Source organism: Pseudomonas sp. B21-048, assembly GCF_024748615.1.
Classification (GTDB): domain Bacteria; phylum Pseudomonadota; class Gammaproteobacteria; order Pseudomonadales; family Pseudomonadaceae; genus Aquipseudomonas.
Genome location: NZ_CP087168.1, coordinates 290118 through 310725, shown reverse-complemented (window position 1 = coordinate 310725; position 20608 = coordinate 290118). Strand labels below are relative to the sequence as shown.

Sequence of the window (20608 nt, the reverse complement as noted above, 5' to 3'; positions counted from 1 at the left end):
TAAATTTCGAGACTAATTACAAGGACTCGCCTATGAAAGCGTTCGGCAAAATCCTGGGTCTGGTACTTCTCGGGCTGTTGCTGATCATTGTGGCGCTGGGCTTTGCCCTGACCCACCTCTTCGATCCCAACGACTATAAAGACGAGATTCGCCAGATTGCCCGCGACAAGGCCCACATCGAGCTGACGCTCAATGGTGATATCGGCTGGAGCCTGTTTCCCTGGCTGGGCCTGGAATTGCACGAAGCCAGTGTTGCAACCCTGGCCAAGCCTACCGAGCCGTTCGCAGACTTGCAGATGCTCGGCCTGTCGGTCCGCGTGATTCCGCTGCTGCGCCGCGAAGTGCAGATGAGCGATGTGCGCGTCGAAGGCCTGAACCTGCGCCTGAACCGCGACAAGGACGGCCACGGCAACTGGGAAGACATCGGCAAGGTCCCGGCGCCTGCCACCCCGAGTACCTCGGCCACGCCGCCCGCCGCCACCGGCGAACCTGCACCAACGACGACTGCTCAGGCAGAAAAACCGGCCCAGCCGATCCGCCTGGACATCGACAGCCTGACCGTCAACAACGCCCGCGTTGAGTACAGCGACGAGAAAACCGGCAAGCAGTTCAGCGCCGAAAGCATCCAGCTGAGCACGGGGCCCGTGCACGACTCGACCAACATCCCGGTCAAACTCACCGCGTTTCTCGGCACCAACCAACCGGTTCTGCGGGTGCGGACTGAGCTGGCTGGCGAGTTGCGTTTCGAGCGTGCGCTGCAGCGCTACAAATTCGAAGACATGAAACTCTCCGGTGAAGTCGCTGGCGATCCGCTGCAAGGCAAGACCATGACCTTCGCCGCTCAAGGCCAGCTGCTGCTGGACAAGGCCGCCAACGTCGCCGAATGGACCGGCATCAAGATCTCCGCCAACCAGCTGCGCGCCTTGGGTGAACTGAAGGCCAACGACCTCGACAAGACCCCGAAGATCAGCGGTGGCCTGTCGATTGCTCAATTCGACCTGGCGAAATTCGTCGACAGCATCGGCCAAAAACTCCCGGCGATGGCCGAAGGTAGCCTGAGCAAAGTCGAACTGGTGAGCCAGGTTGCCGGCACGCCGACCAGCTTGTCCCTCGACAACCTCAACCTGAAACTCGACGACAGCACGTTCAGCGGCCGCATCGCTGTCGAAGACTTCGCCAGGCAATCGCTGCGACTGAACCTCAAGGCTGACACCTTCAACGTTGATCGCTACTTGCCGCCAAAATCCGCCGAAGCCGACAGCGCGAAGCAGGTGCGTCAGGCCGAAGTGGCCAGCACCGAGACCGAGGCCATGGCTGGCGCGGGCAGTTCACCACTGCCACCTTCACCGACCAAAGGCTCATGGAGCACCGAGCGCCTGTTGCCGGTGGAGCGTCTGAGCAAACTCGACGTGAACGCCGACCTGACCTTTGGCCAACTGACCCTCGACAAACTGCCGATTCAGAATGCTGCACTCAAGGCTACCGGCCAAGGTGGCCTTCTGACGCTGGAAAACCTGCGCGGCGACCTGTACGACGGCAACTTCGAAGCCAAAGGTACCCTGGACGTGCGCCAGCAAGTGCCGGCGCTGAACATGCAGACGCGCATCAGCAAAGTGCCCGTGGAAAAAATCCTCGAAAGCCAAGGGAAAACCCCACCAGTCCAAGGCCTGGTTACGCTCAACAGCGCGCTGACCAGCAGCGGCAATAGCCAGAACGTGCTGATCGATAACCTCAACGGCAACGCCAGTTTCGTCATCAACAACGGCGTGCTGCTCAATGCCAACCTGGAGCAGCAACTGTGCAAAGGCATTGCCACCCTGAACCGCAAAACCCTCACCGGCGAGCCACGGGGCAAGGACACACCCTTCGAAGAGCTCAAGGGCAACCTGACCTTGCGCAACGGCGTGGCCAGCAACCCCGACCTGAAAGTGCGCATTCCGGGCATGACCGTCAACGGTAACGGCGACATCGACCTGCGGGTGCTGGGCATGGATTACCGCGTCGGCGTGATCGTCGAAGGCGACAAGAGCGACATGCCGGACCCGGCCTGCCAGGTCAGCGAGCGCTTCGTCGGCATCGAGTGGCCACTGCGCTGCCGCGGCCCGCTGGAACTGGGCGCCAAGGCTTGCCGCATCGACAACGAACGCATGGGACAAGTCGCGAGCAAACTGGCCGGCGAGCGGATCAGCGAAAAAATCGACGAGAAGCTTGGCGATAAAGTCAGCCCGGAACTGAAAAACGCGCTCAAGGGGCTGTTCAAACGATGAGAACCGAGCAATTTTCAACGGCGGTGCTGGATTGGTACGACCGCCACGGCCGCCACGATTTGCCTTGGCAACAGGGCATCACCCCTTACCGGGTGTGGGTCTCGGAAATCATGTTGCAGCAGACCCAGGTCAGCACCGTGCTGAATTACTTCGACCGTTTCATGGCTTCGCTGCCAACGGTCGAAGCCCTGGCCGCCGCGCCGGAAGACGAAGTGCTGCACCTGTGGACCGGCCTCGGTTACTACACCCGTGCGCGTAATCTGCAAAAGACCGCGAAAATTGTCGTCGCCGAATATGGCGGCGAGTTTCCCCGTGATGTGGAAAAGCTCACTGACCTGCCGGGTATCGGACTTTCCACTGCTGGCGCAATCGCCAGCATCAGCATGGGCCTGCGTGCGCCGATCCTCGACGGCAACGTCAAACGGGTGCTTGCGCGCTTTACCGCGCAAGAGGGTTATCCGGGCGAGCCCAAGGTTGCCAAACAGCTGTGGGCCAACGCTGAGCGCTTTACGCCGCAGACCCGTGTCAACGCCTACACCCAGGCGATGATGGACCTGGGCGCCACGCTCTGCACCCGCAGCAAACCGAGCTGCCTGCTTTGTCCGCTGGAAAAGGGCTGCGAGGCGCACAGGCTTGGCCTGGAAACCCGCTACCCAATCCCCAAGCCGCGCAAAGCCGTGCCACAGAAGCGCACGCTGATGCCGATGCTCGCCAATGGCGAAGGGGCGATTCTGCTTTACCGTCGCCCTTCCACGGGCCTGTGGGGCGGTCTCTGGAGCCTGCCGGAACTCGACGACCTCGACGACCTGCAACATCTGGCTTCGCAGCATTCACTGGAATTGGGCAACCAACAGGCACTACCAAGCCTGGTGCACACCTTCAGCCACTTTCAGTTATCCATCGAACCTTGGCTGGTTCAGGTCCAGGAGGCCGGCCATCACGTGGCCGAGGCCGACTGGCTCTGGTATAACCTCGCCACCCCGCCGCGCCTGGGCCTTGCCGCCCCGGTCAAAACCTTGCTCGAACGCGCGGCCGCCGTATTGAACGCAGGAGAGTCGTCATGACCCGCACCATCATGTGCCGCAAGTACAAAGAAGAATTGCCCGCCCTGGAGCGCGCTCCGTTTCCGGGCGCAAAAGGTCAGGACATTTTTGACCACGTATCGCAAAAGGCCTGGGCCGACTGGCAGAAACACCAGACCCTGCTGATCAACGAAAAACGCCTGAACATGATGAACGCCGAGGATCGCAAATATCTTCAAGGCGAGATGGACAAGTTCTTTTCCGGCGAGGAATACGCCAAGGCCGAAGGCTACGTTCCGCCATCGGAGTAACCCTGCAAAATCGGGGTCCGGATCGTAAGCGACGGAATAAATTAAAATTTTTTTGAAAACTTGCTTGACGACCCCCTGAAAAACCAGTTTAATGCGCCCCGTTGCCCAGATAGCTCAGTCGGTAGAGCAGGGGATTGAAAATCCCCGTGTCGGCGGTTCGATTCCGTCTCTGGGCACCAAAATACCGAGAAACCCCAAGGAACAATGTGTCCTTGGGGTTTTTTATTGCCTGCGATTTTATGGTCGCTGGACCATTTCTGGACCAAGTCACTTCGGCAGTGTGATTGATAGCTGTTGGCGCTGATTGAAAACTGACCTGGGTCAGTTTTCGGTCAGCGGCAACACTACTTCATGATGGGCGAAATTTGCCAGACGGAAAACGGTGATTACACCCTCTCGATGTAACCGACGTTGCCCATCACTTCATCAGATTCGCGATCTATCCAGTACATTTTAATCCACATAAAATGAACTTTAGGATTTTTCCTATAGACCAGTGCTTTACTTTAAGCCATCATTGCTGGCCACCATTAGGTGCGGATTATAAATTTAAGGATTTAGTATAATGAAGTTCAAGGCGATCTTGGCTGTTGTAGCAATTTGTGGGACGGCTGTTCTGACTGGCTGCACGGGCCAAGTCTACAACCAGCAAAAAAACTGTTCTTACGACTATCTTTTTACTCCATCGGTTTCCATCTCGAAAATCATTGGCGGATGCGGCCCTATTGACAAACTGTCCCCACAACAGTAATCGCATAGTTACTTAGTTCAGTAATGCCCTTTCCTATGCCATTAGGAAAGGGTCCACACTATTATTAATAAGAACATCGATAGACAAATACGCATCAATCCTTCACCACCCGCGTCAATATCCCTTCGTGCCGCGTCGCGATTCAGCAGCCTTTCCACATCTGCAGCGTCTCGGGCGAATGCATACTCGCTGTCCGACCAAAAACCGACAAATAGCTTGAATCGCAGGTCTCCAGCAGCAATTGACTGCGGTTGTCTCAAGTTTTTGTCAGCGTTTGAGCTCCGCTAATGACTCTCTATCACGGCATTTCAATGCACTGTGTTGCCCAGCTTCTCCGGTCAAACAATGCTCATTCTACTGTAAGAGTTACATTGGCTGATGTAGGTGCTTTTGAAGTTCCTAAATAATAAAATGCATAAATATCACGCGGTACGCGCAGTGCGTGGAAAACCAACCGCAATCCACTTCCAACGCTCCGGTGCTCCTCCGGTACGTCCGGACGCTTTTGAAGCCATCTGGCCCGCTTCTGGCCGGGGGTTACAGTAAGGAATTTGAGATAGGGCAAGGATAACCAGCCGTTTCTCGAATGCGGAAGAAGGTTCACAGGTTTTGAAAATCCCCGTGTCGGCGGTTCGATTCCGTCTCTGGGCACCAAATACCGAAAACCCTGAATCGCAAGATTCAGGGTTTTTTTATGCCCGCGATTTGATCAGGCATCGTGCAAGCGTCTCTCTTGGGCTAGTTTTCAGTATTCCAGTGGAAGACAAGATTGCGAGCGGCACCACTTCCTACATCCGTCGTATCACGCCGCTCCTCACCATTGCGCGTCGCGACGACGGTGTACTTGCCAGGTGGCAGCTGTACGTAAACCAGCGGGCCGGCCTCACTCAGCGTCAGCACGGGTTGCCCCGGGTCTTTCTGAATGACCAGATTTACATCCGGAACATATTTGCCCTCCGCCCCGATGGAGAAAGTCATGTGCAGGTTGTAGCCCTGCGCTTGTTGAATAGCTCGAGCCTCATCCTCTCCGATCCCCCCGGACAGGTAAGTAATCCCGTTTTGCTGTTGCTGCTGGACTTGCACGCCTGTGCTGTCGATCGGTTCAAGACTGGCGGCGTTAAGCACGACTGGAAACATCAGTACGCCGACGGCGGCGATGGGCAGCATGAATGAATGGACGTTCTTCATGATGGCGACTCCCGGGTTGCTCAGAACCCAATCGTTACTCTTTTTAGATTTGTTACCGAATGTTCAAGTTTTAGATCGATTAGCACTTGGGCTCACTGCGAATCGGACTACATGATGCGCTCCTCATGCACGGGCCACCGTGGGCCCGGTCCTGCAAAGCAAATTCATCTTTCCTTCCGATTTACCAGCAACGCCCGGCATCGCGGACTATCACTCTCTTGCCATCCTCTTGTGCCTGTTTCCTTCAGCCGCGGAAAATGTCATGAGCCTTCTCAAACCCGGTAACACTCAAGATTCACAGATCACTTCACTGCTCGGCAATCTTGGCGAATTGATCCGTGACGCGCGTCAGAAGGTGCTGCGAGCGGTCGATACCGTTCAGGTGCAAACCTGCTGGCAGATCGGACGGCATATTGTGGAGTTCGAGCAGGAAGGCGCTCGGCGGGCGGTGTATGGCAAGCAGTTGCTATCGACGCTGGCGAAAGTACTGACGGAGCAGTTTGGGAAAGGTTTCGACGCTTCCAACCTTCGCTACATGCGCCTGTTCTATCAAGCGTTCCCAATTCGTGACGCACTGCGTCACGAATTGAGCTGGACCCACTACCGCAGACTGCTACGAGTCGACAACGACAATGCTCGCCACTGGTACATGAACGAGTCAGCTATGCAGAACTGGTCAAGTCGAGCCCTCGAGCGCCAGATCAATACCCTCTATTACGAACGCCTGCTGGCGAGCCGCGACCGGGCTGCCGTCAAACAGGAAGCCGCCACCAATATCCAGCAAATGAACGCCAGCCCTCGGGATTTCATCCGCGACCCCGTGCTACTGGAATTTCTCGGCCTGCCCAATGCGGGCTTGATCCAGGAAAGCGAATTTGAACAAGCATTGATCAATCAACTCCAGGGCTTCCTGCTCGAACTGGGCAAAGGCTTCGCCTTCATCGCTCGCCAGCAACGCATCAGTACCGAGAGCAAAGACTTCTACATCGACCTGGTGTTCTACAACTACCTGCTCAAGTGCTTCGTCATCTTCGACCTCAAGCGCGGCGTACTGACCCACGAGGATGTCGGCCAGATGGACATGTACGTGCGCATGTACGACGACCTCAAGCGCGGACCGGAGGATAGCCCCACCGTCGGCCTCATTCTCTGCGCGCAAAAAGATGAATCGGTGGTGCGCTATTCAGTGCTGCAAGGCAACGAACAACTGTTCGCCAGTACCTACAGACTGGTGTTGCCGAGCGAGGAGGAACTTCGCACAGAACTGGATCGGGAATGGGCGGTGCTTGAGGAGCGGTTGCTCAAGCAGAGACTCCGATAAGTACGGGTGGATTATTCATAAAAGCCTGCTCGACTACTTCCCTGGCAGCACAGATACCCGCCTGCGAATCGCTCCTGAAAACATCGGCGAAGAAGAAGTCGGACATTTCGCCTTTTTTCGCAGCGCATACCAAGCCACACTATGGCCCATTGCATTGTCCTGACTGCAGACCGATGCCTCGACACACCTGGGTCGGCGAATGCCACGCAGTTGATGGATGCGCCCTCTCAACGAATTACGGAACGACACCATGGCCTCCGCCAACAAACAGAACAAACGCGCCTCACGCGCCAAAGCCAAGGCCAAGCAGAACCGCACCCAGCGGGCCGCCGCGCCGGTCGAGCTGGACCCGAATGACGATCGCATCGACTTCGAATCGGTGGACCTCACCGAATTGTTCAAAGAGATGATCGATGCGGCAAAGATCAGCCAACAGGCGATGTGCGCAGCTTTTCTGGAACACCCATTGCTCGCGCTGGTGCTGGAGCAGGAAGGCGAAGAAACCGCGACAGACTTCATCATCGCTGCACTGATCGAGTATCGCCAATGGTCCACCGAAGCCGACGAAGCCAGCGCCCTGGCGTGGATCGAATCCCCGGCCTTCCAGGCTGACTACGTGGCAGCGTCCGAAGTCATTGCAGCCCAAAACCAACAGAAACCGAACTGAGTTCCCATGGCCTCCCTGAACAAGCAACAGAAACGCGCCAAACGCGCCAAGATCAAAGCCCGGCAAATCAATATCCACGGCCGAAAACCCGCCGCGCTGGACGATGACCTGGGCGAAATCGGCGAGCCGATCCCGGAATACACCCTGACGATGTTCAGCAAAATGCGCGACGCCGAAGCCACCAGCCGCAACGGCATGCTGCTGACCCTGCTGTCGAACCTCGCCGGGATCATCAGCGACCATCCAGAACTGCTGGACATGGAAAACGCCGACAACGAAGCCATGGCCGCCACACACCTGGCCGCCGATATGCTGATCGACTACCGCATGTGGGCCGACGGCATGGACCGCGACGCCGCCCAGGCCTGGCTGACCGATCCGCAGTTCATCACCGACTTTGGCGATGCGCTGGACAGTTATCGTCAGTCGCTGGACCTGCCGGTCGAAAAGGCTGAGTAAAGCCATTCCAAAAAACGGCCGCTTATCATCGCTGACAACGGCCGTTTTTCGTAGCAATGAACTGTTGTGACCATCACAATCCTTCATCAGTCGCCACGTATATCCCATTGAAATATCCCGCCGAATTTCTATCGCGTCAGCAGGAGGCCACCCTGGAACACACCACTCTTTTTATGAGCAATCGAAGCCAGGCCGTCCGCCTACCCAAAGCCGTCTCAATACCCAACGATATGAAGCGAGTCGATGTTATCGCTATCGGCAGGGCTCGCCTCATCACCTCGACAGGAGAAGCCTGAGATAGCTGGTTCGACGGTGAAGGGGTGAGCGCAGACTTTGGCGAGGTGTCGTCGAACAGCATGACGGTCAGGGCCGTGAAAAAGCACACATAACTATAAAAGTGCAGATCAGGAACGTTTGTCCGGTTAGCGCTTCCAACACCCCGCCAAAACTGGCAACATCGCGCCTTTTTTTACCCGACAGCCGCGCCAAAGCCTCTTCAAACGGCTGTTCGTTTGTTGATGGGGCGACAGTCTGCTGTGCCGATGCGACAACCTGCCACAGGCCACCCGTTTACCGTCCGTAGCGCTGTTGGCTGCCATTCGAACGCTATGCTAGCTTGGCCGCCTCGCCAGGAAGGCCGCCAACAGCAGGAGCGCAAAACACTATGAGGAACGCACATGGCTGAGGCCACGCCCGCGCTTGAAATCCGCAACTTGCACAAACGCTACGGACAGCTTGAGGTGCTCAAAGGCATCTCGCTGACCGCCCGCGACGGCGACGTGATCTCGATCCTGGGCTCCTCCGGTTCCGGCAAGTCCACGTTCCTGCGCTGCATCAACCTGTTGGAAAACCCGCATCAGGGCCAGATCCTGGTGGCCGGCGAAGAACTCAAGCTCAAAGCTGCCAAGAACGGCGAACTGGTCGCTGCCGATGGCAAGCAGATCAATCGCCTGCGCAGCGAGATCGGTTTTGTATTTCAAAACTTTAATCTCTGGCCACACATGAGCGTGCTCGACAACATCATCGAAGCCCCGCGCCGCGTGCTCGGCCAAAGCAAGGCTGAGGCCATCGAAGTCGCCGAAGCCTTGCTGGCCAAGGTCGGCATCGCTGACAAACGTCATGCCTACCCGGCGCAACTTTCCGGCGGCCAGCAGCAACGCGCGGCCATCGCCCGCACATTGGCAATGCAGCCCAAGGTGATCCTGTTCGACGAGCCCACTTCCGCCCTTGACCCGGAAATGGTCCAGGAAGTACTTAATGTCATCCGCGCATTGGCCGAAGAAGGCCGCACCATGCTGCTCGTGACCCATGAAATGGGCTTCGCCCGTCAGGTTTCCAGCGAAGTGGTGTTCCTCCACCAAGGCCTGGTAGAAGAACAAGGATCGCCGCAGCAAGTGTTCGAAAACCCACTTTCGGCGCGCTGCAAACAATTCATGTCCAGCAACCGCTAACGGAGCTACCCACATGCAGAACTACAAAAAAATCTTCCTGGCCGCTGCCGCCACCCTGGCCTTCAGCGCCGGTGCCGCCGCCGAGACCTTGAAGATGGGCATCGAAGCGGCCTACCCGCCGTTCAACAACAAAGATGCCAGTGGCAATGTCGTCGGCTTCGACAAAGATATCGGCGAGGCCCTGTGCGCCAAGATGAAAGTCGAGTGCACCGTGGTCACCTCCGACTGGGACGGCATCATTCCGGCCCTGAACGCCAAGAAATTCGATTTCCTGATCTCCTCGATGTCGATCACCGACGAGCGCAAGCAAGCGGTGGACTTCACCGAACCGTACTACTCCAACAAGCTGCAGTTCATCGCCAAGAAAGACGTCGATTTCAAAACCGACAAGGCTTCGCTGCAAGGCAAAGTGATCGGCGCCCAACGCGCGACCCTCGCCGGCACCTGGTTGGAAGACAACATGGAAGGCGTCGAAGTCAAACTCTACGACACCCAGGAAAACGCCTATCTGGACCTGACTTCGGGTCGTCTGGACGGCATCCTCGCCGACAAGTACGTCAACTATGAGTGGCTGAAAAGCGACGCCGGCCGTGCTTATGAATTCAAAGGCGATCCGGTGGAAGAAAGCGACAAGATCGGTATCGCTGTTCGCAAGAACGACCCGATCCGCGAGAAGCTGAACATCGCGCTGAAAGAAATTGTCGCTGATGGCACTTACAAAAAGATCAACGACAAGTACTTCCCGTTCAGCATCTATTGATTCTGACCTGCCTGACCGGCGCCGCTCGCTGACGGCGCCAGTCTTTGGCATTGCCTGCCGCGATTTGAAAAGAAATCCATGATTATCGACCTCTACGGATTCGGCCCGGCGCTCGCCGCTGGTGCGCTGATGACTGTGAAACTGGCACTCTCGGCCCTGTGCCTGGGGCTGGTGCTCGGTCTGCTCGGCGCCTTGGCCAAGACTTCCCCGTACAAGCCGCTGCAATGGCTTGGCGGTACTTATTCGACGCTGGTTCGCGGCATCCCGGAATTGCTCTGGGTGCTGCTGATCTACTTCGGCACGGTCAACCTGATGCGCGCCCTGGGCGAGTTCTTCGGCAACCCCGACCTCGAACTCAATGCCTTCGCCGCCGGCGTGATTGCGCTGGGGCTGTGCTTCGGCGCCTACGCCACGGAAGTGTTTCGCGGTGCGATTCTGGCGATCCCCAAAGGTCACCGTGAGGCCGGCGTGGCCTTGGGCCTGTCGAAATTTCGCATCTTTACCCGGCTGATCATGCCGCAGATGTGGCGCATCGCCCTGCCGGGCCTGGGCAACTTGTTCATGATCCTGATGAAAGACACCGCGCTGGTCTCCGTCATCGGCCTGGAAGAAATCATGCGTCACGCACAAATCGGCGTGACCGTGTCCAAGCAACCGTTCACCTTCTATATGGTGGCCGCGTTCATGTACCTGGGCCTGACCATCTTGGCCATGACCGGCATGCACTTTATGGAACGACGCGCCGCTCGCGGCTTCGCGAGGAGCGCCCAATGAACTGGGAAGTCATCATCAAATGGCTGCCGAAACTGGCTCAAGGCGCAACGCTGACCCTGGAGCTGGTGGCCATCGCCGTGATCGCCGGGTTGTTGCTGGCGATTCCACTGGGCATCGCCCGCTCGTCGCGACTCTGGTACGTGCGGGCATTCCCCTACGGCTACATCTTCTTTTTCCGTGGCACACCGTTGCTGGTTCAGCTGTTCCTGGTCTACTACGGCCTGGCGCAGTTTGATGCGGTGCGTAACAGCTCGATGTGGCCGTACCTGCGCAGTCCGTTCTGGTGCGCCACCGTGACCATGACCCTGCACACTGCGGCCTACATCGCCGAGATCCTGCGCGGCGCGATCCAGGCGATTCCACCGGGCGAGATTGAAGCGGCGCGGGCGCTGGGCATGTCCCGGGCCAAAGCGCTGTTCTACATCATGCTGCCGCGCGCGGCGCGCATCGGCCTGCCGGCCTACAGCAACGAAGTAATCCTGATGCTCAAGGCCAGCGCCCTGGCCAGTACCGTGACCTTGCTGGAACTGACCGGCATGGCCCGCACCATCATTGCCCGCACCTACCTGCCGGTGGAGATTTTCTTCGCCGCGGGCATGTTCTATCTGCTGATGGCGTACGTGCTGGTTCGCGGTTTCAAGCTGCTGGAGCGCTGGTTGCGCGTCGATGCCTGCCAAGGCCGCTGATTCCTGCGTGCTGACGGGCGAGGCCCTACTCGCCCGTTTCACTGCGCTGGATGCTTTTCTGATCGAGCATCAAGCATTGTGGAAGCCTCGACCGTTTACCCATCTGCACTTGCCTTGGGAAATGTCCTATCCGGAATTGGCTCGATGGCTACGCGGGCGGTCGCTGGAAGATGCGGAAAACAGTCATAACCAACCTTGCTTGCTCGATGCGCCGGAGCCGTTTGCTTCATTGGCGGCGATGTCTGCTGAACTGAGCGCGGTGGGTGAATTGCCAGCTCGCATGCTTGAAGCCGCAGGCCATCGCTTGAATGTGGATGTGCCGGGACGTAAATGGCAGCAGATCGAAGCGTTCGCCAGTTGTTTACAGTTTGTTCATGCATCAACGCATTGGCTGGATTGGTGTTCGGGCAAGGGCCATTTGGGACGACGCCTGTTGCAAACCGGGCAACAACTGACATGCCTGGAGTACGACCCAACGCTAGTCGCCAGCGGCCAAGCACTCAGCAAGCGTCATCAATTGCACGCGCTGCATGTCGAGCAGGATGTACTCGCGCCTGGCGCAGCCGCTTTATTGAACGCCGATCACACGCCGGTCGCGCTGCACGCCTGTGGCGATCTGCACGTGCGGCTGATCCAGCTCGCCAGCGCCGCCGGTTGCAAACAATTGGCCATCGCACCCTGTTGCTACAACCGGATCAGTCTGAACACCTATCAGCCGCTTTCCTACGCAGCTGAGCGCTCCGACCTACATCTTTCCCTCGATGATCTTGCGCTGCCGATGAGCGAAACCGTCACCGCCGGCGCTCGCGTCCGACGCCAGCGCGACATCTCCATGGCCCGGCGCCTGGCGTTCGACCTGCTGCAACGACAACTGCGCGGCGTCGACGAATACCTGCCGACCCCTTCCCTGCCCAGCGCCTGGCTGGACAAACCTTTCGCCGATTACTGCCGCGATCTGGCTGCACTCAAAGACTTATCCACAGTCGGCACGCCAAACTGGGCCGTACTGGAAGACGCCGGTTGGCTGCGATTGGCCGAAGTGCGCAATCTGGAGCTGCTGCGAGGCCTTTTCCGACGGCCGCTGGAGCTTTGGCTGGTACTTGATCGGGCGCTTTTCCTATCTGAGCAGGGTTATGCCATTCGCCTTGGCACTTTCTGTAACCCCCCCCTTACGCCGCGCAATTTTCTGCTGCTGGCAGAACGTCCTTAAACAGTCATCGTCTGTGGATAACTCTGTTGATGGAATTATCGTGGATCCAATATCCATGCCGTTTTACGCCCGAAACGTTGCTGGTCATTTTTTGTTCATACCCATAAAAAACCCGTAAAACAGGTATTTGCAGACAAATGAGAACGAGTCTACAAAATCGCAATGAACAGACCATCGCCCCTAATCCATTGTGCATAAGCATTTCATCAAAACGACATAACCGCCGCCCCATCCACTTTCTGAAAATCGACGGTCACGAAGAAACCGTCCTGCGCGGCATGGACTTCACCCAATGGCGGCCATGGATCATCCTCATCGAAACCCCATGGGAACGCGACCAGACCTGGGAAACCCTCGTCACCGGCGCCGGCTACCAGTCCATCCTGTTCGATGGCATCAACACCTACTACCTCGCTGAAGAGCACTTGGCCCTCAAACCCGCCTTCAACATCCCGCCATGCAACCTGGACGAATTCCAATTCTGCCGCGGCCACAACTTCAGCCACCCCATCACCGACGCCGAAAACCACCTCGCCGCCGCCCTGCAACGCGCCGAAGCGCAGCTGCTGCAATGCAAAACAGCCGGGCCTGGAAAGCCATTCAGAAACTCAAGAAAACCTTGCTTCGCGCCTGACCAGAAGCCTGCGTAAAAATAGTCTGAATTCAGGGGTTTACAGAACCAACCCAATCGCTATAATCGTCGCCCAACACGCCGGTATAGCTCAGTTGGTAGAGCAACTGACTTGTAATCAGTAGGTCCCGGGTTCGACTCCTGGTGCCGGCACCATACAAAACGAAGCCCTCGTAGAAATGCGAGGGCTTTGTTGTTTGTGGCATCCAAAAAAACAGCCCCTGTAGATACCGTCTTAACTCCCCCGCGCCAAAATCTGCATGCACATTTACCCGTTACAATTTCTGACGACCTTCTCCTGCGACCTAAAATGCTCCTCCAATACACCCGCCAAGCCTAGGTTGACTTAGTCAGCAAGCTCAAATCGTGCGGGTTTTTTCTGTCTGAAGAAGACTAGATGAGTGCCTTCGACATGCCAGACCAGGTTGGCCGAATTTGAGGTTGCCGGTACTCAAAATCGATAGTCACCGGCGGGCGCTGACAGGAGTCGGATCGTTATTGGGGCGATCAGATGGATTGAAGCGGCCTTCGAGCGGCTTTGCTGTGTATGTAGGGCAAGGATTGCCTCTGTATCACCACCCGCGCCTCCGAGGTTCATTCGGATTGGGTGGTGAACTTTAGTTTTCCTTGATTAGAGCTACTTCAAGGCGGGCATCATGTCGAATTTTTTCAGAATGCTCACGAATAATGCCAGGAATCAAAAAGAGGTCCACTAGGTTCTGTACGAAATCCTTTGAAACCGCCGTCACCGCACTTGAACACTGATATTCGGTAAAGTTCGCGCCCATCGAAGGCAGGAGGCCACGATGGTGAAACGGTACGAAATTCCCGATGCAGCCTGGGAGCTGGTTGCTGACCTCTTTGAACAACCCCGGCGCAATGGTCGGCCGAGAGCCGATGATCGTTTGATGCTCAATGGCGTGCTCTGGGTGCTTTGCTCAGGCGCCGCATGGCGCGACATGCCCGAGCGCTTCGGGCCCTGGTCAACGGTCTACCAACGGTTTCGGGATTGGCGTAACCAAGGAACGTTCGACCTGATGCTCAGGCGGCTGCACATTAAGCTGAACGAGCAAGGATTGATCGACCTGGAAACATGGATGATCGATTCCACAGCTGCACGCGCAACCCGAGCTTCATCAGGCGCCGGGAAAAAAGGGGGCCTGATGAACCTTCAGACCATGCGCTAGGCCGCAGTCGCGGAGGCCTGACGACCAAGATTCATATGCTTTGCGACGCCAACGGCATACCGCTGCGTTTTCTACTTTCGGGCGGACAAGCCAGTGATATCTCGTATGCCCAGCCACTGCTCGATGAAGCCTATATCCCCAGTTTGCGCGGTCGTCCTCGCAAACGATGTCGCTGGCTTTTGGCCGACAAAGGCTACGATGCTGAGGCTCTGCGTCGCTACTGTGACCGTTACCGGATGCAGCCGGTAATCCCTCTGCGATCCATGAAACGCAAACCCAAGCCCGGTTTGCCTCGCTTGTTTGATCGGCCAAAATACCGGCAGCGCAACATCATCGAGCGCATGTTCGGCTGGCTGAAAGAAAACCGCCGCATCATCACACGCTTCGACAAGCTCGCGAAAAGTTATGCTGCGATGGTCTCGTTAGCTTGTGCTATGCGGTGTTTGCGACATTACTTTTCGTACAGTGCCTAGCAACCAGATACCCGTAACAACAAGGGGAATCAGAGTAAAAAAACCGACGATCGTGATAATCAATTGTGCGACCGCAGTCCCAGTCTTACCGAGATAGAACCGGTGGCCACCAAAGCCCCCCAAGAAAAACCACAGCAAATAAGCCACGCCGGTAGATTTTTGGGCATTGGCGACCTTTTGCTCAATTAACATCTCAGCTTGCAGGGAAGACATTCAGATTTCCTTTCCCATCAGGGAGTCCATGCGCCGGTATGACACTAAGGTCAATTGAAGCGTATGGATGGCATCTTGCAATCAAACATTCGAAATTGAGTGCGCTAACGGCGCCCGTTTTCAGAAAAAATCGGGCAAAGCGCTGTCGTTGACAGCAATCAGGTAGCCAGAACCTTAAGGCTGCGCCACACACCGTGGTATTCCTTCCAAATGTGCGATTAGCGTCCGGCGGCTCGCATGATCATCGCGATGTGATGGATGCTAATTCGGAGACAGATCACGACTACTGGCTTAAATGAATAGGCCAACACTAAATTAATCGTGTCAATTAATCGTGTCTGTCCCCGTTTTTCCCTCGGGAACACGCAGGGTGAGCTTCATTGGAATCGCCGCTCGTTCGCATCCGCCCGATCACTCGCGGTCACCCACGATCACGGGACGGACTGCTTCTACTGGTTGATGATCATGCGCGCTAACTCGACCGAGCGTTGCGAGCACAGCAACTGCCGTGAGCACGCTGCCAGCGCCCAAGATGAAAAGCAGATGACGAAACGCGTTCGCGTACTCGTGGCGCAAAAGCTCTGACTGCCCTGGCAGTTGGTTGCCGGCGTTCTTCAGATCGCCGAGCGCAGCCCGGCTGGATGCCTCCATAATCTGATGCGGTGCAAAATTCGTGGCGGCGTCGAATAGCCCCCATTGAATGAACGTCGCCAGCAACGCTCCGGCGACGGCGATGGCTATACCGTCGGCGGAAACGCGAACTGCGTTAAAAATCCCTGTGGCCATTCCCGCGCGTTCTTTTTCAACCACGCTAACGGCCATGCCATCCATCAAACCCCAAGGCAGGCCAATACCGATGCCGATCAGCGCCATAGGCATTACCGCATGACTTACTCCGCTATCTAGCACGACGCCTAGCCAAAACAGCCCGACAGCCACCAGCATCAGCCCGACCGCCGAGAGCATTCCTGATGTGTAGTATCGCGCGAGCTGAGCAGCCAGAAACGGCACAAGCAACAACGGTGCGGCCAGCGCAATCATCATTTGTCCGGTCTGCGAAGCACTAAGCCCATCGACTCCAATAAATCGCGCCGGGAGCAAGATGACGAGGACGACAAAAAAAAATGCAGGGCTCGCTGCAAGAATCTGCACACCAACAAACTTGGATTGCTTGAACAACGAAAGGTCGAGCATAGGACTACTGGTTCGGCGCTCTATCAGCACGAATATCATGAACAGCAAGATCGCGCCGGCGACACTTCCCAAAACGATTGGGCTGGCCCAACCGTCCTCAGGCGCGAGGAGAATGCCATAGGTAAACAGGGTTAGTGCGGCCGTGAAGCTGAGAGCACCGGGCCAGTCCATACCATTGTTAGCCGGGTCTTTAGAATCAGTCGCGCTCACGCAGACAAGCACGAAGCCCGCTACGCCTATCAATGCCGTAGCGTGGAACGTCCATTTCCAGCCTGCGGAGTCGACCAGTAGCCCCGCCGCCAATGGGCCGAAAGCTAATCCAATGCCAAAAGTCGTCCCAAGGAGACTGAAAACCTTGGTGCGTTCAGAACCGTGGAATACCTGGGCTAGAGACGACATGGCGCCGGCGAAAGCAGCTGCTCCGCCCAACCCCTGTACAAGCCGTAGGACATCGATCTGCAAAACTGTGGAAGAGAAGGGAATAGCAATGGTAGACAACACAAAGATTACTAGACCCATCAGCCATACCCGCTTGCGTCCATAGATATCCGTCAGGCTCCCTGCCGCCATCATGGCGCTGCCATAAGTCAGGATATATGCGTTGACGACCCAGCTGAGCTCGACAGCAGATCCGCCCATGGCAGCGCTGATGGAAGAGAGGACAACTGCCGGCCCAGTGAAGCAAAGCGGGATGAGAACGCCTGTCAGGCAAGCTGCGAATAGCTGTATCCACTTCAATAACTGGGGAGCCGCCTGAACGCTGCGTGTTGAATTCATCTGAATGTTCCCTGATTGATGTGCAGAGGTGTTGGTCCTCAGCGCACGGTTGTCCGCGGTGATCGGCCCACCAAGAGGCTAGGGCATGCGTTCGCAAACAAAAACAGGCCTATAATCCGAACATATCGGACACTGGTGTCCGCAGTGAGGGCAGCCCTTGGAATCGCTTGGTAGCATTTCACTATTCGTATTGGTGACTGAGACTCGAAGCTTTACAGAAGCAGGGAAACGACTAGGTATTTCCTCCTCTGGCGTCGGTAAAAGTATTGGTCGGCTGGAGGAGAAGCTCGGTGTACGCCTATTCCAGCGCAACACCCGCAGTATTGCCCTGACGTTAGAAGGGTCACTGTTTCTTGAGCGGTGCCGACGGATACTTTCGGAGCTTGAAGCCGCAGAAATGGAGCTAAGCAATGCCCGTGAACAACCGAGGGGAAAATTGCGAATTAGCTTGCCTCTAGTCAGCGGTCTAGTGATGCCAGCAATCATTCAATTCATGCGCACTTACCCCGAAATAGAACTCGACATAGATTTTTCTGATCGAATGGTCGACGTTATTGAGGAGGGCTTTGATGCTGTGTTGCGGACAGGCGAGCCTAGTGACTCTCGGTTGATTTCTAAAAGGCTGGGAGGCTTTCAGCTCCAGATTGTGGCGTCTCCAGACTATCTCGCACAGTACGGTGTACCTAAACGGCCAGCAGATCTCGCTACGCACTCATGTTTATTGCACAAGTTTCCTTCGACAGGGAAGGTTGAACCTTGGCCGCTACGCGTTGAGACCGGAGAGCCGGATTTCGAGCTCCCTCAGACCATGGTGTGCAACACGACTGAAGTGATTGTCGATGTGGCTCGTTCAGGTTTGGGAATCGCTTGCCTACCTGACTTCATGACTTCCAAGTCCATCAAAAACGGCGAACTGGTTAGGGTGTTAGCAGACTATACGGTTCACACTGGGGTGTTCAGGCTTCTGTGGCCATCGAGCAAACATCTTTCTCTAAGACTACGGGCCTTCATAGATTTTATGCACAGTCAGCTATTCACTAGCGACCTGCATGGATAGCTCGTTTATCTGCTCGCCGAGGCAGCTCACCTCGCAACAATATTCACCTTCATAAAAATCATTAATGGCAAATAGTTAAATATCCATTCGACTCGGTACCGCACCATACAAAACAAAGCCCTCGTAGAAATACGAGGGCTTTGTTGTTTCTGGCGTACGTGAAACCCGAATCCCATTCACGCGTCGCAAGCACTAAGCACTTAGCGACTTAATCCAGTCAAGGCTCGCAACGGTAGAACCCGAAGGATGGTATTCACAACCAATCCATCCTGAGTAGCCACGCTGCTCCAGCGCCGCGAACAAGGCAGCAAAGTCGATGCTCCCCGTTCCCGGTTCGTGACGACCCGGGCAGTCGGCAATTTGTACATGGACGGTTCTGTCATAAAACCGAGCCAGAACATCTGCTGCGTCTCCAGTCAGAAGCTGGGCATGGTAAAGATCGAGAATCAGCCCAACACTCGGGAAGGTCTCCAGCACCTGTTGTGCCTTGTTGAAGTCAGACATGTAATAGCTTGGCATAGCCTCTGAACTGATCACTTCGATAAGCGGCCGCAAACCCTGGTCTTCGAAGTACTTGACTGCATATTCCAGGTTGCCCTCGAAGATAAGCGCTGCCTCATCCTGCGTCGTAACGCCAGACATGAGGTGGACATCCGAACACGCCAGCGCCTTTGCATAGCGGGCAGCCTGGAGCAACCCGTTGCGAAACTCTTCTTTCTTGCCCTGCAAGGCAGCAATGCCTTTGGTAACGCCAGCCGGTGCGGCGAACTGAATCAACGGCAGACTGTATTGAGCCAGATGGTCGGCCAGCAGACTTGCGTCGAATTCATAGGGCGACGGGAACTCCACCGCCCGAAAACCAGCTGCTGCGGCAGCTTCGATGCGTTGCAGAAAAGGTAACTCATTGAATTGGAAGCCGAGATGAGCATTGAACTTGAGCATGGGGTAAACATCCATCCTGGGAAGAAACGAAATCATCAGCCTGGAGCATCCTTCGCAGCTCCAGCACTGCACTGTCGGGAGTGGCGCTCTCTGTGCAGATATCCACTGCCTCTTCGTATGGTATTTTCCAACTCCACTCCGGTGGGGCATCTGCCCCAACGGGAATGGACTGAAGCTAACCATTCGAGATAGAACCTGTGATCAAGAAAGACCTCGCCTTGCAGTTGGCCCCACGCGTCATCGACATGGTTCGCGCCCGGTCGATGAAAGCCGGTGAGCCGTTGCGCGAGCAGACGTTCGCCCAGGCGCTGGGTGTTTCGCGCTCGCCTATCCGGCGAGTGTTTGCCTTGCTCGCCGAGTGGGACCTGGCCATTCAGGAGCCTAATCGTGGCTACTTTCTGAAACAGGGCGCAGAGCAGATTGAGGAAGCAAGATTCCCTCTTGCCACTGATCCTTTCGAAGACTTTTACCTTCGCGTGGTCGATGACATTCTTGGCGGCGAAATACCTGCCCATTTTTTCGAAGCGCAGCTGTTGCGCCGTTACGAAGTGCCCCGTGGACAATTGCTCAAGGTGCTGAACAGGCTGGCCAGCGAAGCCATGGTGGAGCGCAAGCCGGGGCAAGGATGGGCGCTCAAAGACTTCGTGCATAACGCTCAGACATACATACAAAGTTATCGCTTTCGTATGGCCATCGAGCCGGCAGCCCTGCTTGAGCCCGGTTATCAGATCAATCACGCCGCGTTTGCCAAAGCCAGGCAGCAACAGCAGGCCATGCTCGATGGGGATATCCACACCTTGTCCCGTGCCCAATTGTTCCAAGTGGGCGCGCAGTTTCACGAACTGATCGTGCAGTGCTCCGCAAATGTCTTTTTCATCGATGCCATACGCCAGCAAAACCAACTCAGGCGTTTCATGGGCTACAAAGCCAACGTCGATCGCACTCGTCTTATTGCGCAATGCCAGGAACACATCCATTTGCTCGATCTCATTGAGTCTGATCGGCGTGAAGAAGCCGCGCAATTTCTCTGGAGGCATCTGGACGAAGTGGGCCGACTCAAGACTCATCAAGGCGTCATGCCAAAAGATGAAGGGATATAGAGCGCACCACTGACACCCTATTACTGATCGAAGCTTCGTCAGAGCGCTCTCCAATAATTCGGCAATCAGCTTAGCACGATTGTTTCTACTTAATACAAGATACAAAAACAGATACCACCCCCCCACAAAACAAAGCCCTCTCAGAAATGCGAGGGCTTTGTTTTTTC

The 20608-nt window shown here is 56.1% G+C and carries 18 protein-coding genes, 2 tRNA genes and 4 pseudogenes; 20 read left to right on the top strand and 4 right to left on the bottom strand.

Annotation, left to right across the window (positions count from 1 at the left end; genetic code table 11):
• The first annotated feature begins 32 nt into the window (after positions 1-32).
• From LOY56_RS01460 to LOY56_RS01440, 5 genes are all read left to right on the top strand, one after another.
• Positions 33-2267, top strand: a complete 2235-nt coding sequence (locus tag LOY56_RS01460; protein ID WP_258619076.1) for an AsmA family protein — start codon at positions 33-35, stop codon at positions 2265-2267.
• Positions 2264-3331: an A/G-specific adenine glycosylase gene (mutY, locus tag LOY56_RS01455; protein ID WP_258619074.1), complete on the top strand. Its 1068-nt coding sequence runs from the start codon at positions 2264-2266 to the stop codon at positions 3329-3331. Before LOY56_RS01460 ends, mutY begins: the two co-directional genes overlap by 4 nt.
• Positions 3328-3600 (top strand): oxidative damage protection protein, encoded by a 273-nt coding sequence (locus LOY56_RS01450; protein ID WP_258619073.1) that lies wholly within the window; start codon positions 3328-3330, stop codon positions 3598-3600. The genes mutY and LOY56_RS01450 overlap by 4 nt, the downstream gene beginning before the upstream one ends.
• 103 nt (positions 3601-3703) lie before the next feature.
• Positions 3704-3779: transfer RNA gene (locus LOY56_RS01445), tRNA-Phe, on the top strand.
• Between the two features lie 386 nt (positions 3780-4165).
• Positions 4166-4351, top strand: coding sequence for a YhfL family protein (locus tag LOY56_RS01440; protein WP_258619071.1), 186 nt, complete (start codon positions 4166-4168; stop codon positions 4349-4351).
• A gap of 738 nt (positions 4352-5089) precedes the next feature.
• On the opposite strand, the gene LOY56_RS01435 is transcribed toward LOY56_RS01440, so the two are convergent.
• Positions 5090-5539 (bottom strand): carboxypeptidase regulatory-like domain-containing protein, encoded by a 450-nt coding sequence (locus LOY56_RS01435; RefSeq protein ID WP_258619069.1) that lies wholly within the window; start codon positions 5537-5539, stop codon positions 5090-5092.
• A gap of 262 nt (positions 5540-5801) precedes the next feature.
• Here LOY56_RS01435 and LOY56_RS01430 point away from each other — a divergent pair, with 262 nt between their 5' ends.
• The 13 genes and pseudogenes from LOY56_RS01430 to LOY56_RS01370 all read left to right on the top strand — a co-directional run bounded on the left by LOY56_RS01430 (position 5802) and on the right by LOY56_RS01370 (position 15158).
• Positions 5802-6860 (top strand): YhcG family protein, encoded by a 1059-nt coding sequence (locus LOY56_RS01430; RefSeq protein WP_258619068.1) that lies wholly within the window; start codon positions 5802-5804, stop codon positions 6858-6860.
• A pseudogene (locus LOY56_RS01425) lies at positions 6844-7023 on the top strand (alpha/beta hydrolase); the annotation flags it as partial. The gene LOY56_RS01430 and the pseudogene LOY56_RS01425, both read left to right, overlap by 17 nt.
• A gap of 87 nt (positions 7024-7110) precedes the next feature.
• Entirely contained in the window at positions 7111-7527 is a 417-nt protein-coding gene (locus LOY56_RS01420) for a hypothetical protein (protein ID WP_095052725.1), read from the top strand.
• 6 nt (positions 7528-7533) lie between these two features.
• The gene (locus tag LOY56_RS01415) at positions 7534-7986 is read left to right on the top strand and encodes a hypothetical protein (RefSeq protein WP_258619061.1); all 453 of its coding nucleotides are present in this window, start codon (positions 7534-7536) and stop codon (positions 7984-7986) included.
• A gap of 152 nt (positions 7987-8138) precedes the next feature.
• Positions 8139-8279, top strand: a pseudogene (locus tag LOY56_RS01410) (AbrB/MazE/SpoVT family DNA-binding domain-containing protein); the annotation flags it as partial.
• A 384-nt stretch (positions 8280-8663) separates the two neighbouring features.
• Positions 8664-9437 (top strand): ABC transporter ATP-binding protein, encoded by a 774-nt coding sequence (locus tag LOY56_RS01405; protein ID WP_007897462.1) that lies wholly within the window; start codon positions 8664-8666, stop codon positions 9435-9437.
• A 13-nt stretch (positions 9438-9450) separates the two neighbouring features.
• Complete coding sequence (locus tag LOY56_RS01400; RefSeq protein ID WP_258619060.1) at positions 9451-10197, top strand: ABC transporter substrate-binding protein; 747 nt, start codon at positions 9451-9453, stop codon at positions 10195-10197.
• 78 nt (positions 10198-10275) lie between these two features.
• Complete coding sequence (locus tag LOY56_RS01395) at positions 10276-10971, top strand: ABC transporter permease (RefSeq protein ID WP_258619059.1); 696 nt, start codon at positions 10276-10278, stop codon at positions 10969-10971.
• Entirely contained in the window at positions 10968-11657 is a 690-nt protein-coding gene (locus LOY56_RS01390; protein ID WP_123721658.1) for an ABC transporter permease, read from the top strand. Before LOY56_RS01395 ends, LOY56_RS01390 begins: the two co-directional genes overlap by 4 nt.
• Positions 11638-12867: an SAM-dependent methyltransferase gene (locus LOY56_RS01385; RefSeq protein ID WP_258619057.1), complete on the top strand. Its 1230-nt coding sequence runs from the start codon at positions 11638-11640 to the stop codon at positions 12865-12867. The genes LOY56_RS01390 and LOY56_RS01385 overlap by 20 nt, the downstream gene beginning before the upstream one ends.
• A gap of 221 nt (positions 12868-13088) precedes the next feature.
• A pseudogene (locus LOY56_RS01380) lies at positions 13089-13501 on the top strand (FkbM family methyltransferase); the annotation flags it as partial.
• A gap of 77 nt (positions 13502-13578) precedes the next feature.
• Positions 13579-13654, top strand: a tRNA-Thr gene (locus LOY56_RS01375).
• Positions 13655-14304: 650 nt separating this feature from the next.
• Positions 14305-15158 (top strand): IS5 family transposase gene (locus LOY56_RS01370; protein ID WP_258619056.1). Its coding sequence is split into 2 segments (ribosomal slippage): positions 14305-14646 and positions 14649-15158, totalling 852 coding nucleotides; the frame shifts between segments, so codons are not numbered across the junction.
• Positions 15159-15161: 3 nt separating this feature from the next.
• On the opposite strand, the pseudogene LOY56_RS01365 reads toward LOY56_RS01370, so the two are convergent.
• Together LOY56_RS01365 and LOY56_RS01360 are read right to left on the bottom strand one after the other, a co-directional pair.
• A pseudogene (locus LOY56_RS01365) lies at positions 15162-15371 on the bottom strand (TM2 domain-containing protein); the annotation flags it as partial.
• A gap of 411 nt (positions 15372-15782) precedes the next feature.
• Positions 15783-17342 carry an MFS transporter gene (locus LOY56_RS01360; RefSeq protein WP_258619043.1) on the bottom strand — a complete coding sequence of 520 codons (1560 nt, stop codon included), beginning with the start codon at positions 17340-17342 and terminating at the stop codon, positions 15783-15785.
• A gap of 157 nt (positions 17343-17499) precedes the next feature.
• Here LOY56_RS01360 and LOY56_RS01355 point away from each other — a divergent pair, with 157 nt between their 5' ends.
• Positions 17500-18399 carry a LysR substrate-binding domain-containing protein gene (locus LOY56_RS01355; protein ID WP_258619040.1) on the top strand — a complete coding sequence of 300 codons (900 nt, stop codon included), beginning with the start codon at positions 17500-17502 and terminating at the stop codon, positions 18397-18399.
• A 192-nt stretch (positions 18400-18591) separates the two neighbouring features.
• On the opposite strand, the gene LOY56_RS01350 is transcribed toward LOY56_RS01355, so the two are convergent.
• Positions 18592-19341: a hydroxypyruvate isomerase family protein gene (locus LOY56_RS01350; protein ID WP_258619039.1), complete on the bottom strand. Its 750-nt coding sequence runs from the start codon at positions 19339-19341 to the stop codon at positions 18592-18594.
• Positions 19342-19538: 197 nt separating this feature from the next.
• Here LOY56_RS01350 and LOY56_RS01345 point away from each other — a divergent pair, with 197 nt between their 5' ends.
• Positions 19539-20441: a GntR family transcriptional regulator gene (locus LOY56_RS01345; RefSeq protein WP_258619036.1), complete on the top strand. Its 903-nt coding sequence runs from the start codon at positions 19539-19541 to the stop codon at positions 20439-20441.
• The last annotated feature ends 167 nt before the right edge of the window (positions 20442-20608 follow it).

Excerpts from the sequence above, each read along its gene's own strand:
- LOY56_RS01460 (WP_258619076.1), top strand. The coding sequence starts at position 33 with ATGAAAGCGTTCGGCAAAATCCTGGGTCTGGTACTTCTCGGGCTGTTG.
- mutY (WP_258619074.1), top strand. The coding sequence starts at position 2,264 with ATGAGAACCGAGCAATTTTCAACGGCGGTGCTGGATTGGTACGACCGC.
- LOY56_RS01450 (WP_258619073.1), top strand. The coding sequence starts at position 3,328 with ATGACCCGCACCATCATGTGCCGCAAGTACAAAGAAGAATTGCCCGCC.
- LOY56_RS01440 (WP_258619071.1), top strand. The coding sequence starts at position 4,166 with ATGAAGTTCAAGGCGATCTTGGCTGTTGTAGCAATTTGTGGGACGGCT.
- LOY56_RS01435 (WP_258619069.1), bottom strand. The coding sequence starts at position 5,539 with ATGAAGAACGTCCATTCATTCATGCTGCCCATCGCCGCCGTCGGCGTA.
- LOY56_RS01430 (WP_258619068.1), top strand. The coding sequence starts at position 5,802 with ATGAGCCTTCTCAAACCCGGTAACACTCAAGATTCACAGATCACTTCA.
- LOY56_RS01420 (WP_095052725.1), top strand. The coding sequence starts at position 7,111 with ATGGCCTCCGCCAACAAACAGAACAAACGCGCCTCACGCGCCAAAGCC.
- LOY56_RS01415 (WP_258619061.1), top strand. The coding sequence starts at position 7,534 with ATGGCCTCCCTGAACAAGCAACAGAAACGCGCCAAACGCGCCAAGATC.
- LOY56_RS01405 (WP_007897462.1), top strand. The coding sequence starts at position 8,664 with ATGGCTGAGGCCACGCCCGCGCTTGAAATCCGCAACTTGCACAAACGC.
- LOY56_RS01400 (WP_258619060.1), top strand. The coding sequence starts at position 9,451 with ATGCAGAACTACAAAAAAATCTTCCTGGCCGCTGCCGCCACCCTGGCC.
- LOY56_RS01395 (WP_258619059.1), top strand. The coding sequence starts at position 10,276 with ATGATTATCGACCTCTACGGATTCGGCCCGGCGCTCGCCGCTGGTGCG.
- LOY56_RS01390 (WP_123721658.1), top strand. The coding sequence starts at position 10,968 with ATGAACTGGGAAGTCATCATCAAATGGCTGCCGAAACTGGCTCAAGGC.
- LOY56_RS01385 (WP_258619057.1), top strand. The coding sequence starts at position 11,638 with ATGCCTGCCAAGGCCGCTGATTCCTGCGTGCTGACGGGCGAGGCCCTA.
- LOY56_RS01360 (WP_258619043.1), bottom strand. The coding sequence starts at position 17,342 with ATGAATTCAACACGCAGCGTTCAGGCGGCTCCCCAGTTATTGAAGTGG.
- LOY56_RS01350 (WP_258619039.1), bottom strand. The coding sequence starts at position 19,341 with ATGCTCAAGTTCAATGCTCATCTCGGCTTCCAATTCAATGAGTTACCT.